This is a genomic window from Malaciobacter marinus (assembly GCF_003544855.1).
GTDB lineage: Bacteria > Campylobacterota > Campylobacteria > Campylobacterales > Arcobacteraceae > Malaciobacter > Malaciobacter marinus.
On record NZ_CP032101.1, the window covers coordinates 1,573,231 to 1,584,753 of the forward strand.

At 26.1% G+C, this 11,523-nt stretch carries 17 protein-coding genes; 9 read left to right on the forward strand and 8 right to left on the reverse strand.

The genetic code is table 11. The annotated features are described in order from the left end of the window. Positions 1–12: 12 nt before the first annotated feature. From ectA to AMRN_RS07845, 8 genes are all read left to right on the forward strand, one after another. Positions 13–510 carry a diaminobutyrate acetyltransferase gene (ectA, locus tag AMRN_RS07810; RefSeq protein ID WP_099310912.1) on the forward strand — a complete coding sequence of 166 codons (498 nt, stop codon included), beginning with the start codon at positions 13–15 and terminating at the stop codon, positions 508–510. Beyond that, a complete protein-coding gene (ectB, locus tag AMRN_RS07815; protein ID WP_099310913.1) occupies positions 510–1,790 on the forward strand; it encodes a diaminobutyrate--2-oxoglutarate transaminase in 1,281 nt (426 codons plus the stop codon). Before ectA ends, ectB begins: the two co-directional genes overlap by 1 nt. A gap of 3 nt (positions 1,791–1,793) precedes the next feature. After that, complete coding sequence (locus tag AMRN_RS07820) at positions 1,794–2,189, forward strand: ectoine synthase (protein ID WP_099310914.1); 396 nt, start codon at positions 1,794–1,796, stop codon at positions 2,187–2,189. 2 nt (positions 2,190–2,191) lie between these two features. Beyond that, positions 2,192–2,494, forward strand: a complete 303-nt coding sequence (locus AMRN_RS07825; RefSeq protein WP_099310915.1) for a hypothetical protein — start codon at positions 2,192–2,194, stop codon at positions 2,492–2,494. A 2-nt stretch (positions 2,495–2,496) separates the two neighbouring features. Further along, the gene (locus tag AMRN_RS07830) at positions 2,497–2,790 is read left to right on the forward strand and encodes a hypothetical protein (RefSeq protein ID WP_099310916.1); all 294 of its coding nucleotides are present in this window, start codon (positions 2,497–2,499) and stop codon (positions 2,788–2,790) included. 63 nt (positions 2,791–2,853) lie between these two features. Further along, positions 2,854–4,233, forward strand: a complete 1,380-nt coding sequence (locus AMRN_RS07835) for an aspartate kinase (protein ID WP_099310917.1) — start codon at positions 2,854–2,856, stop codon at positions 4,231–4,233. Positions 4,234–4,244: 11 nt separating this feature from the next. Then, positions 4,245–5,141, forward strand: a complete 897-nt coding sequence (locus AMRN_RS07840) for a TPR end-of-group domain-containing protein (RefSeq protein ID WP_099310918.1) — start codon at positions 4,245–4,247, stop codon at positions 5,139–5,141. 65 nt (positions 5,142–5,206) lie between these two features. Further along, the gene (locus AMRN_RS07845) at positions 5,207–6,034 is read left to right on the forward strand and encodes a flagellin (RefSeq protein ID WP_099310919.1); all 828 of its coding nucleotides are present in this window, start codon (positions 5,207–5,209) and stop codon (positions 6,032–6,034) included. A 23-nt stretch (positions 6,035–6,057) separates the two neighbouring features. On the opposite strand, the gene AMRN_RS07850 is transcribed toward AMRN_RS07845, so the two are convergent. The 6 genes from AMRN_RS07850 to AMRN_RS07875 form a co-directional block, all read right to left on the reverse strand. After that, positions 6,058–6,582 carry a glycine zipper 2TM domain-containing protein gene (locus AMRN_RS07850; protein WP_099310920.1) on the reverse strand — a complete coding sequence of 175 codons (525 nt, stop codon included), beginning with the start codon at positions 6,580–6,582 and terminating at the stop codon, positions 6,058–6,060. A gap of 34 nt (positions 6,583–6,616) precedes the next feature. Next, positions 6,617–6,922: a c-type cytochrome gene (locus AMRN_RS07855; protein WP_099310921.1), complete on the reverse strand. Its 306-nt coding sequence runs from the start codon at positions 6,920–6,922 to the stop codon at positions 6,617–6,619. 68 nt (positions 6,923–6,990) lie between these two features. Continuing rightward, complete coding sequence (locus AMRN_RS07860) at positions 6,991–7,323, reverse strand: hypothetical protein (RefSeq protein ID WP_099310922.1); 333 nt, start codon at positions 7,321–7,323, stop codon at positions 6,991–6,993. Then, a complete protein-coding gene (locus AMRN_RS07865) occupies positions 7,317–8,360 on the reverse strand; it encodes a sensor histidine kinase (protein ID WP_322862068.1) in 1,044 nt (347 codons plus the stop codon). The genes AMRN_RS07860 and AMRN_RS07865 overlap by 7 nt, the downstream gene beginning before the upstream one ends. Positions 8,361–8,463: 103 nt before the next feature. Continuing rightward, positions 8,464–9,129: a response regulator transcription factor gene (locus AMRN_RS07870; protein ID WP_099311167.1), complete on the reverse strand. Its 666-nt coding sequence runs from the start codon at positions 9,127–9,129 to the stop codon at positions 8,464–8,466. 1 nt (position 9,130) lies between these two features. Continuing rightward, entirely contained in the window at positions 9,131–9,346 is a 216-nt protein-coding gene (locus AMRN_RS07875) for a DUF1104 domain-containing protein (protein WP_099311168.1), read from the reverse strand. A gap of 125 nt (positions 9,347–9,471) precedes the next feature. Between AMRN_RS07875 and AMRN_RS07880 the strand changes: the two genes are divergently transcribed. Next, positions 9,472–9,756, forward strand: a complete 285-nt coding sequence (locus tag AMRN_RS07880) for a hypothetical protein (protein ID WP_099311169.1) — start codon at positions 9,472–9,474, stop codon at positions 9,754–9,756. A 9-nt stretch (positions 9,757–9,765) separates the two neighbouring features. Here the strand turns inward: AMRN_RS07880 and AMRN_RS07885 are convergent, their stop codons facing one another. Both AMRN_RS07885 and AMRN_RS07890 read right to left on the reverse strand, forming a co-directional pair. Further along, positions 9,766–10,707 carry an SEL1-like repeat protein gene (locus AMRN_RS07885; protein WP_099311170.1) on the reverse strand — a complete coding sequence of 314 codons (942 nt, stop codon included), beginning with the start codon at positions 10,705–10,707 and terminating at the stop codon, positions 9,766–9,768. Between the two features lie 10 nt (positions 10,708–10,717). Continuing rightward, positions 10,718–11,515 carry a hypothetical protein gene (locus tag AMRN_RS07890; RefSeq protein WP_099311171.1) on the reverse strand — a complete coding sequence of 266 codons (798 nt, stop codon included), beginning with the start codon at positions 11,513–11,515 and terminating at the stop codon, positions 10,718–10,720. Between the last annotated feature and the right edge of the window lie 8 nt (positions 11,516–11,523).

The window sequence follows — 11,523 nt, forward strand, 5'->3', positions numbered from 1 at the left end:
AAAGGATAAAGAATGGAAACGGAAATTAAATTAAGAGAACCGGTAAAAAGTGACGGAAAGAATATCTTTAATTTAATTAATAGATGTAAACCGCTAGATGTAAATTCTGAATACTTATATTTACTACAAAGTACATACTTCAAAGATACTTGTAGTGTTGCAACATTAGACAATGATGCTATAGGATTTATATCTGGTTATTTAGCACCAAATGAAAAAAATGTACTTTTTATTTGGCAGGTTGCAGTTGATGAAAGAGCTAGAGGTAAATCTGTAGCTAAAAGATTACTTCAAGAGATACTTGACAGAGATTTTTGTAAAGACGTTGAGTATATTCATACAACTATATCACCAGATAACGAGTCATCAAAAAGATTTTTTGAAAAATTTGCAAAAAACTTAGATGCAAATATTGAAACTTCAGTATTATTTGATAATGAAGATTTCAGTGAAGGTCATGAAAAAGAGGTACTATTTAAAATAGGCCCATTTAATAAAGGAAAAAAATAATGAGAATATTTGAAAATTTAGAGTCAGAAGTTAGAGGTTATATTAGGAGTTTCCCAACAATATTTGAAACATCAAAGGGAGCTATTTTAACAAATGAACAAGGTGAAGATCATATTGATTTCTTTGCTGGTGCTGGAACATTAAATTATGGACATAATAATGAATTAATTAGTAAAGCATTAATTGAATATATTCAAAAAGATGGTGTTATTCATGGACTTGACATGGCAACAAGTGCTAAAAAAGATTTTTTACAAACATTTAACGACACAATATTAGTTCCAAGAAACTTAGATTATAAAATTCAATTCACAGGGCCTACAGGAACAAATGCAGTTGAAACTGCACTTAAACTTGCAAGATTAGTAAAAGGTAGAAGTAATGTTGTTTCTTTTACAAATGGTTTCCATGGACTTACTCAAGGTTCATCATCAGTTACAGGAAATGATGATTACAGAGATGAAAGTTATATTAGTAGATCAAATGTATCATTTATGCCTTTTGATGGTTATTTTGGTGACATGAATACTATGGCTATTTTTAGAAAATTTCTAGAAGATAGTAGTAGTGGACTTGATATTCCAGCAGCTGTAATAATTGAAACTATTCAAGGTGAAGGTGGAATTAATGTAGCTTCTAAAGAGTGGTTACAAGAGTTAGAATCAATTTGTAGAGAGTATGATATTTTATTAATTATTGATGATATTCAAGTTGGTAATGGTAGAACTGGTGAATTTTTCTCATTTGAATTTGCAGGAATTAATCCAGATATTGTAACTGTTTCAAAATCAATTGGTGGTGGTTTACCAATGGCAATTGTATTACTAAAACCAGATTTAGACCAATGGAAGCCAGGTGAGCATACAGGTACATTTAGAGGAAACAACTTAGCTTTCGTTGCAGCAAAAGTTGCTATTGAGCATTATTGGCAAAATGATGATTTATCAAATGCAGTTAGATATAAAGAGAAACTATTAAAAGATACATTAGAAAAAATTGCTGAAAAATATAAAGATACTTTTGAAGTAGAAATTAGAGGTAGAGGATTAGCTTATGGATTTGAAATTAAAGGTGACAATTCAGTTGCTGGTGAAATTTCAAAATATGCATTTGAAGAAAAATTAATCGTTGAGACTTGTGGTAGTGAAGATCAAGTAGTAAAATTTTTACCACCATTAATTATTGATGAAGAAACATTAATAGAAGGTCTTAATCGTCTTGATACTGCAATTGGAAAACTAGTTGCAGACAAAAAAGAAAAATTAACGGAGGAATTTTAATATATGATTATTAGAGATATAAACAAAGATATTATAGGAACTGAAAAAGAAGTTCATGCTAAAGAAGGTCAGTGGACAAGTAGAAGAATGCTTTTAAAAGATGATAATATGGGATTTTCTTTTCATGAAACAATCATTAAAGCAAATACAAAAACACATATTCACTACCAAAACCATTTAGAAGCTGTTTATTGTGTAGCTGGGAATGGAAAAATTGAAGATTTAAAAACAGGTGAAACTCATGAAATTTATGATGGTGTAATGTATGCATTAAATGAGCATGATGACCATAACTTGTATGGTGGAAGTGAAGATATGAGATTAATATGCGTATTCAACCCTCCAATTAAAGGAACTGAAAACCATGATGAGAATGGAGTTTATCCTTTAGAGGATTAATAATGTATTTTCTTTATATTGAAAACTATTTAAATCAAACAACAAAAGAACAAAAAAAAGATTTTTTCAATTTTTTAATTGAAAAATCTTTTGTTCCCTCAAACCAAAAAATTATTTTAAGTGATAAATCACTTATTCTTGAATTTAGTAAAAATCAAAACTTTGAAACTATAAAAGAAGTGATAAAATCTTATTTTAAACAAAATCAAAAAATAAGAATAACTCAAATTTCAAAAATACTTAAAAATGAAAAAAAACTTATTTTAATTTTTGCAAATAAAAATAAAAAAGAGATAATACTTTAAGTATGAAAAAAATTATTGATTTTTATCTATTTTGTATAAAAGAAAAGATTATAAATAGTATAAATAACATAGGTTTTAGTAAAAAAAATATAGATACATGCTCAATAAATGAAAAAAAGTTAAAGAATCATAAAGAAATATCTTTTATGGTTCTTGAAAACCTTTTTTCAAAAGAAGAAGTATTAAATTTAAAAAGAGATTACTTTCCATTGAGAAAACCTCTTTTTTTGATAAAAGGAAGTCATGAAAATAAATCTTTAAAAGATATATTTATTGACAACTATAAAGCATATTGAGAAATAAAATGTAAAATGTATCTAGAACAAATAAAATAAAAAATTACACTAAGGGAAAAAATAATGAAAGTATGCAAATTTGGTGGTAGTTCAGTTAAAAATTCCACACAAATAAAAAAAATAGTAGATATAGTAAAAAGAGATGAAAAAAGACAAGTTATTGTAGTTTCTGCACCAGGAAGAGATGATGATTTTGATGAAAAAATAACAGATCACCTTTTAAATTTAGCAACAGAGGGGAATCACTTTTTAGAACAAAAAATTGAAATTTCAAAAGATGATAGTTTTAATGCAATAATCAAAAAATATACAAAACTTTGTGATGATTTAGGTATTGCAAAAAAGAAAATTTTAGACTCTCTTGAAAATGAATTAAATAATTGTGATTTTAAAGATGATAAAAAAACGGCATTCTTTTTATCAAGAGGTGAACACTACAATGCAAAAATAATCTCAGATTACATGAAAAAATCAGGTCTAAATGTAAAACTAATGCTACCAGAAGAGTTTGGATTTATTTTAGATGATACATATACAGATGGAAAAGTTCAAGCAAAAACATATGACAATGTTAAAAAACATTTTGTTTTAAAAGATAATGAAAAAGTTGTGGTTCCAGGATTTTATGGAGTAACAGAAAAAAATGAAATTGCAGTTATGAGTAGAGGTGGTTCAGATTTAACTGGTGGTGAATTAGCCTATGCATTAGATGCAAGTATGTACGAAAATTGGACAGATACAAATGGTGTATATGAAGTTGACCCAAGAGTAATTCCTGATGCAAAAGTAATTCCAAGATTAACATTTAAAGAGTTAAGACTACTTAGTTCAAAAGGTTTTAATGTATTTCACTTTAATGCAATGTTAAATTGTAAAAAAAGTAAAATACCAATTAGAGTAAGAAATACTAATAACCCAACAAACAAAGGAACTTTAATCTTAAGTGAAAGAGTTCCTATGGAAAAATTAGTGGGAGTTGCAAAACTTGATAATATGGCATCTATTCATATTCAAAAAGATATGCTTGGAGAAGAGATTGGATTTACTGCTGAATTATTGAAAATTTTTGGAGAATTCCATATAAATACTTATCATTATCCAACAGATAAGGATGATTTAGCTATATTAGTAGAGCAAGAAGATTTAAAAGGAAATATTAATAACTTAAGAAGAGAAATAGATAAAAGATTAAAGCCAGATAATATTATTGTAACTTATTCTTTATCTGTAATCACTCTTGTTGGAATTGGATTAAAAGAAGACTCATTTACTATTGTAGATGCAATCACTGCTTTAAAAGAGAATAATATCGCATTTGAGATGTTTGATATGAGTCCTTCTAAAATTTCATTTCACATAGGAGTATCTCAAAATATCTCTGATATTGCATTGGAGACATTATATGAAAAGTTATTAACAAAAGATAATAATTGTATTTGTTAATAGGAGATTAAATGATAAGATTGCTACTACTTTTAGTGCCAATTATCTTGTTGTCAACTCTAAATGCTAAAGAGTTGACACAAGAAGAAAAAAAAGAAGTTAAACAAAGATTAGATAAATTAGAAAAACCTCTATATACACCCTTTGTAGAAAATTATATTCTAAATGACTTAAGAAAATTAAGAGAAGAGAATAAAAAACTAAAAGTAGAGCTTTATAAAAGATTGGCTGAAAAAGAAGTAGAAATATCTTCAAATGCCATAAGTTATGCTACTTCAACAATCAATAATATTTTCTATATTATTGCTGCTGCTACATCACTTTTAGTAGTTATTGGACTTAACTCAATAAGAGATATAAACCAAAAGATTAGAAATATTGTAGACGAAAAAGTATCTAAAGTAATTGATGATTATGAAACAAGAATGAGTTTAATTGAAAAAGATTTAGATAAACGTTCAAAACAAGTATTAGAAAACCAAAAAGAGATTGAAAAAACTAATATAATACAATCATTATGGATAAGAGCAGCTCAAGAAACAACACCTAGTGGTAAAATTGAAATATATGATGATGTTTTAAATTTAAGACCAAATGATCCAGAAGCATTAACATATAAAGCAGAAGCAGCACTTGAATTAAGTGAAGCAAACTGGGCACTACATCTTGCAAATCAAGCATTGAAAATTGATGATGATTATCCAAATGCCTTTTATCAAAGAGCAAAAGCACATGCAGTTTTAGGATATAATGACTTTTCAATCAATGACTTAGAAAAAGCACTTAAATTAAACGAACAATATATTGAAGAAATAGAAAATGAAGAAGAGTTTGATAGTTTAAATGACAATAAAAAATTTGTGAATCTATTAAAAAAATATCGTCAAGAAACAACAGAAACTACATAAATAACTTAAATTTACTTTAATCCTTTTTGCTATACAATTTGTATATACGCAAAAAGGAGTTTGTTATGGAAATTAACAATAATATTTCACAGTATCAAAGCCCCTATATAGACCAAAACAAAACATTAGAAAAAATTGCAACTGGTCTAGAACTAAATAAAGCTTCAAATAATGCTTCTGCACTCTCTATTGCAGACAATCTAAGAACTCAAGCAAATGGATATGTGCAAGCACTACAAAATACAAACAGTGCTATTGCTTCTACACAAATAGCAGATTCTGCTATAAAAGAGCAATCAAATATGTTAGATAATGTAAAAGAAAAATTACTACAAGCTTCAACAGATACAACTTCTCAAGAAGCAAGAGAGGCTATTTTTAAAGATATACAAAATACACTTAAAGGTTTTGATGCAATAGCTAGTGCAACAAAGTATAATGATCAAACACTACTTCAAGCATCTCAATCAAGTCAAGCACCATCAAGTTCACAAACTTTTCAAGTGGGTACACAAGAGTCTGATACATCAAACTCTACATCAATTCAATCAAATACTTTAGGAGTTGGATTAAATGATTTAGTAACTAATTCACCTGATAGTTTTACAGCAGAAGATGCAAGTGATTATCTATCAAAAGTTGATGATGCAATTGGAGTGTTAAATAATTATAGAGCAGAACTTGGCTCAACACAAAATGAGTTAGCAAGTACAGGTAGAAATACAATATCTCAAGAGATTCAAACAAGAGCTGCACAATCTGAATTAAGTGGTGCAAATATGGCACAAGAGATTGCAACTTTTGATAAACAAAATGTATTATCACAAGTTGGAGCTTATACTCAATCTCAATTTAATATAACGCAACAATCTGTTATGAGACTTTTGACATAAACACTTGAGAAAACTCAAGTGTTTTAATAACTTATGATTTTAGTAACTTTTATTTGTTCTTGAGGTTTTTTTGTAACTTTTACATATTTAATTCCATCATATGTAAAATGATTTTTATACCCTTGAATAATCTTTTTTTTAGTAGCATTTATATATTTTGTAACACATTTTGTTCTTGTTTTTGTTTCATAATAGTAATCATCAGAGTTTGAACCTCTTATTTCATTTGCTATTTTTCCACCAAGTAAACCACCCACAATTTTAGCAGCTGTATTGCCATTTCCTTTACCTATTTGATTACCAATAACAACACCAGCAGTTGCTCCTATTATAGTATCTAAACCTATTGAGTTATTATCATAGCTAGAATTAATATCAACTCTTTGTTTATACTCTTGTTCATAGCACTCTTGTATTGGCTCTTTAACAGTTATATATTTATAAATTGCTTCGCTATAATCAACATCAATAAAATCATATAAATTTTGAGTTTTATTTGCAAATAATAAGCTAGTAAATAAAACAATTAAAATAATTAGCTTTTTCATAATTTTTCCTTAAAAGTAGAGTTTTAAACTCTACTTATTTAAATGTAGCAATATAATCACCTAAAGCTTTGATATCCTCATCGCTAAGTCTTGCAACTTGACCTTTCATTACACCTTTCATCACTTTGCCATATGTTCCATCTTTATAGCCATGCAATGCGTTTTGAACCTTTTTAGAGTCCCAACCTTTAATAACTTCACTTTTCCCAAGTGCAGCTTTTTCTCCATTTGCTCCATGGCAAGATGCACAAGCTTTATATAAAGATTCACCACTATTTGCAAAAAGTGTTATTGAACCTAAAATAGCAATTGAAACTAAGATTTTTTTTGTAGTAGTCATTTTATACTCCTTAATTTTTATATTGAAAGTATAAAATCTAATTGTGGATAGATTGTGAAAAGATTAAACTATTTTAATTTTCCAAAAACTTTATATTCATTCCAGTAAATATCTAAAGCCTCTTTTAACTGTTTATTTGAAAGATTTGAAGGTTTTTTTATACCAAAACGCAAAATAAATGCTTCTGGCATTATAGTTTTATCTTTTGTAGGACTTTTCATATATTCAAGCATTGCATTTTTTACATTAGATTCTGAACTATATTTTAGCAAATATCTATAAAAATATTTATCTATAGTAACAGGAAGTTTTTTATGACAACTAACACAATTTGATTCATATATATTTGCATTTAAACTAACAAAAAATATCAAAATAGAAAAGATTATTTTTTTTACCATGTAATTATCACCTTTGTTCCCTTATCAAGTTTTGAAGTAAACTTAATATCTAACTCATACTCTTTTGCAATTAAAGAGACAATACTAAGCCCAATACCAAATCCCCCTACACTACTATCAAATCTTTTATATCTAATAAAAAGATTTTCAAGTTCATGTTTACTCATACCTTTTCCACTATCTTGAATGCTTAAATGCTTTTCATTTAATGTAACTTTTATTACTCCTGATAATTTATTGTATTTGATTGCATTGGAAAGTAGATTATCTAATAATTTTGATAATTTTTTTTCATCAATAAAAAGATATACATCATTTTTGATATTTACTACAAAATCGATTCTTTTTGCATTTGCTAAGGTGTGAAAATACTCTACTCTTTGTTCTATTAATCTTGATAAGTTTACATTTTTATTATTTGAAATAATTTTATTATTTAAAGTTAAATATGTTAAATCATCATAAATATTTGAAATAGTTTTTGCACCAATATCAATTCTGTTTATTTTTTTACTTAGCTTTTCATCTAAACTAGCTTTTTTAATCATCTCAATATTTGTAACAATAGTACTAACAGGAGTATTTAATTCATGAGTAGTGTCTTTTATAAATCTATCAAGTAAATACAAGGCATCTTTCATAGGTTTTAAAAATAGTTTCAATAAAAAATATCCTAAAATAAGCATAAAAAATAAAGCAATAAATACAAAATAGAATAAAAAGCTATACACATTTTCTAGCCATGCTTTATCTTCTGGTATCTCTATTATTATATATTTTGTTCCAAGATAATATGATTCAGGTTGAGTAATAAAATGTATTTTATCATCAGTGATATAAATTACTTTATCAAAATTTATCTCATTTGATTTTAAAGTAGAAAAAATTCTTTTTTTTGAGCTATCATAAATTGCTGATTTAAATTTTTCATCTCGTGGATAATATTTGTATTTATCAAAATTTATATGTAAATCTTTTAATCTAAAGACAAAATCACTTGAATACTCTTGAAGTTTTACCCTTTGCTCTTGTAGCATTAAATCTTTTTGAAAAGAGTAATAAAGATATGAAATAAATATTAAAATAACTATACAAAGTATAGTATAAAGTGAAAAAAAACCTAAAAGAGTCTTTTTTTCACTACGAAATAAATCTATATCCAAGTTTTTTAAGACTAACAATTCTTTCTTTCCCTATAATTTTTCTAAGATTTTTAATATATGTTCTAAGTGAGTTATCACTAGGTTCTTCATCATAATCCCAAACATAATCATATATTCTTTCATGATCTAAAAGTTCATTTTGATTTAATAAAAATAGTTTCAATAACTTTAACTCTTTATTGTTTAAATTTAGTTTTTCTTCACCATTTTTTAATTCATATGAAGTCATATTAAAAGTTAGCTCAGTTCCTATTTTTAAAACCTCTTCTTTATTAAAGTACTCTCTTTTTAATATGGTTTTTACTCTTAATAAAAGCTCTTTTAATTCAAATGGTTTTTTTATATAATCATCACAACCACTATTAAAACCCTCTTCTAAAGAGTCCATAGAATTCAATGATGTAATAAATATAGCAGGTGTTTTATCTTGCTTTTCTCTTATTTGTTTTAAAAGCTCAAAACCATTTAATAAAGGAACATTTACATCAAGTAAAAGTAAATCATATTTTGTTTCATATACATAACTTAAAGCCTCTTCCCCATCAAAAGATTGCTCTACTTCAAAGCCCTCATCTTCAAAATACTCTACTATAGTTTCACTAAGTGTAATGTCATCTTCTAATAAAAGTAATTTCTGTTTCATGTTATTTGTTTTGCTTCTTTTTATTTTTTAAATACTCTTTTTTCTCTTTTTCATTCATAGTAGGAATTCTACTTCTTAGCTCATTATTAAATTTATTTTCTTCACTTTTTTTTACATATCCCATAATAGCTATTAACTCTTGTGTACTCATCTCAGAATAATCAGTTTTTGCAAAACTTATTGTACAGGCTAATAAAAAGGCAATAATTATTTTCATCTTTTCTCTCTTTTTTGTTTTAAAAAGTAATACTAACATAATAATTGTAGAATAATAGTAAAGTAAAGTAGTTGATTTAATAGTTTTTATAATAAAATAATTTAACTAAATTAAAAAGAGAGAGTATGATAAAAAATCTAATTGTTTTAGCTTCTTTAGTATTTTTATTAAATGCATGTTCAAATGAGACAAAAAAAGAAGAGTGGACATCATGGGTATATCCTGATAAAAGCAATACAAAAAGAAGCATGAAAAATGGTGTTTATAAAAGCTTAGAAGAGTGTAAACAAGCTTCAATAAATAAAATTGAAGAACTTAATTTAACAAAAAAAGCCTCTTATAAATGTGGCTTAAATTGTACTTATCATGAAAATATGAAAACAGATGTATGCAAAAAAATAGCTAAGTAAAATTATTACTTAGTTATTTATTTTATGAATTTTTAAAAAGTTCTTTGAACGTTCATGCCCTTTTGAAGCTGCTTTTTTTATCCAATATTCACCTTGTTTTTTATCTTTATTTACTCCTAATCCATTATAATAAAAATATCCTAGATAATACATAGATTTTAAATTATCATATTTTTCAACTGCAATGTTATACCAATAAAATGCTTTTTCATAATCTTGATTTATTTTTGAATCTTTTCTATATAAATCAGCTAGTTTAATAATTGCTGTTTTATTTCCTTGTTTAGCACTTTTTTCAAACCATACTCTTGCTTTTTCATAATCTCTACTTACATAATCACCACTATAATACATCATAGCTAGATTAATTTGTGCTAAGGCATTTCCACTTAAAGCACTTTTTTCAAACCAATAAAAAGCTTCTTTTAAATCCTTTTTTGTTCCTTGACCAAAATAATACATTCTACCAAGATTATTTTGTGCAAAAATCACTCCATTTAATGCAGCTTCCTTATACCACTTAAAAGATTTTTTTAAACTAGGTTTTGTATGATTTCTTTCATATATCATTCCTAAATTTAACTGAGCTAAAGCATAATTTTGTTTAGCACTTTTTTTATACCAATATATAGCTTTTTCTTTATCTTTTTTTACAACATTTCCCAAATAATACATATGCGCAAGATTATTTTGTGCTTGCATATTACCATTTTGTGCAGCCATTTCATACCATTGAAAAGCGAGTTGTTTATTTACAGGAATTCCTAAACCTTTATAGTTCATCAATGCAATATTATATTGTGCAATAGGATTATCTTGTGATAAGGCCACTTTACTAAACTTATCATAAGCGCTTAAATATTTTTTATTATTTAAATCCTTAACCGCCTCATCAAAAAGTGATGCATATAAAAAAACAGTTGTTATAAAAAGTAAAATAAAAGCTTTCATATTTCCTCTATTAATTTGTATTTATTTTCTCTAATTTAGTATCTATTTTATCAACTTGTCTGTCTTTTTTCAAACTTTTTTTATCTTTTAATAAAAGTAAATCATCAAACTCTTCTTTAATTTTGATTGATTGAGGATCTTGTTTTTTCTTTTCTTGCTCTTTTTCTTCAAAATCCAAATATGCTTCATACTCTTTTAGAATCTCTTCTTGTATTTTTTTCTTTTTCTCTTCAATCTTTGCATTTAAAATAGCTTGTAATTTAGCTTTTCTTTGAGATATAAGCACATCTTTTATATAATCTTTATCTAAAGGCTTATTTGAAGAAAAAACTGAGCATATGTAGCCTTTGCAATTTATCCACTTGTTATCTAAGCCTAATAAGTGCTCTATTCTATTCCAAATTAGTTCATGATAATTACTAGAATAATATCTTTTTATTTTATCATCAAACTTATTTTCATCAAAAATAGATAAGGTTACATAAGTTTTATTATCTTTTTGTTCAAGTTCAAATAACCAATTTTCAACCTTTACATTAGAAGCAAAAATCAAATAATCAAAATTTATTCGTTGAACTAATATATAATTTCTATATGAATTTATTTGGAACTGTTTAGTTTTATTACTTAATGCAAAACTCTTTTTAATTGCTTCTAGTACAGCATCCTTTGAAATCTTATCAAACTCTCTTTTTGAAGATTTTATAATCTTTGCATTAATTAAATCAGCACTATCTAAACTGCTATTTTTTAAACTGCAGCCACTAAAAAAGATAAAAAAGGCTAATATCAAAAAGTAAATTCTCATAAATATTC

Excerpts from the sequence above, each read along its gene's own strand:
- AMRN_RS07870 (WP_099311167.1), bottom strand. The coding sequence starts at position 9,129 with ATGAAACAGAAATTACTTTTATTAGAAGATGACATTACACTTAGTGAA.
- AMRN_RS07855 (WP_099310921.1), bottom strand. The coding sequence starts at position 6,922 with ATGACTACTACAAAAAAAATCTTAGTTTCAATTGCTATTTTAGGTTCA.
- AMRN_RS07885 (WP_099311170.1), bottom strand. The coding sequence starts at position 10,707 with ATGAAAGCTTTTATTTTACTTTTTATAACAACTGTTTTTTTATATGCA.
- AMRN_RS07830 (WP_099310916.1), top strand. The coding sequence starts at position 2,497 with ATGAAAAAAATTATTGATTTTTATCTATTTTGTATAAAAGAAAAGATT.
- AMRN_RS07840 (WP_099310918.1), top strand. The coding sequence starts at position 4,245 with ATGATAAGATTGCTACTACTTTTAGTGCCAATTATCTTGTTGTCAACT.
- ectB (WP_099310913.1), top strand. The coding sequence starts at position 510 with ATGAGAATATTTGAAAATTTAGAGTCAGAAGTTAGAGGTTATATTAGG.
- AMRN_RS07890 (WP_099311171.1), bottom strand. The coding sequence starts at position 11,515 with ATGAGAATTTACTTTTTGATATTAGCCTTTTTTATCTTTTTTAGTGGC.
- AMRN_RS07825 (WP_099310915.1), top strand. The coding sequence starts at position 2,192 with ATGTATTTTCTTTATATTGAAAACTATTTAAATCAAACAACAAAAGAA.
- AMRN_RS07880 (WP_099311169.1), top strand. The coding sequence starts at position 9,472 with ATGATAAAAAATCTAATTGTTTTAGCTTCTTTAGTATTTTTATTAAAT.
- AMRN_RS07875 (WP_099311168.1), bottom strand. The coding sequence starts at position 9,346 with ATGAAAATAATTATTGCCTTTTTATTAGCCTGTACAATAAGTTTTGCA.
- AMRN_RS07820 (WP_099310914.1), top strand. The coding sequence starts at position 1,794 with ATGATTATTAGAGATATAAACAAAGATATTATAGGAACTGAAAAAGAA.
- AMRN_RS07845 (WP_099310919.1), top strand. The coding sequence starts at position 5,207 with ATGGAAATTAACAATAATATTTCACAGTATCAAAGCCCCTATATAGAC.
- AMRN_RS07860 (WP_099310922.1), bottom strand. The coding sequence starts at position 7,323 with ATGGTAAAAAAAATAATCTTTTCTATTTTGATATTTTTTGTTAGTTTA.
- ectA (WP_099310912.1), top strand. The coding sequence starts at position 13 with ATGGAAACGGAAATTAAATTAAGAGAACCGGTAAAAAGTGACGGAAAG.
- AMRN_RS07850 (WP_099310920.1), bottom strand. The coding sequence starts at position 6,582 with ATGAAAAAGCTAATTATTTTAATTGTTTTATTTACTAGCTTATTATTT.
- AMRN_RS07865 (WP_322862068.1), bottom strand. The coding sequence starts at position 8,360 with ATGCTACAAGAGCAAAGGGTAAAACTTCAAGAGTATTCAAGTGATTTT.
- AMRN_RS07835 (WP_099310917.1), top strand. The coding sequence starts at position 2,854 with ATGAAAGTATGCAAATTTGGTGGTAGTTCAGTTAAAAATTCCACACAA.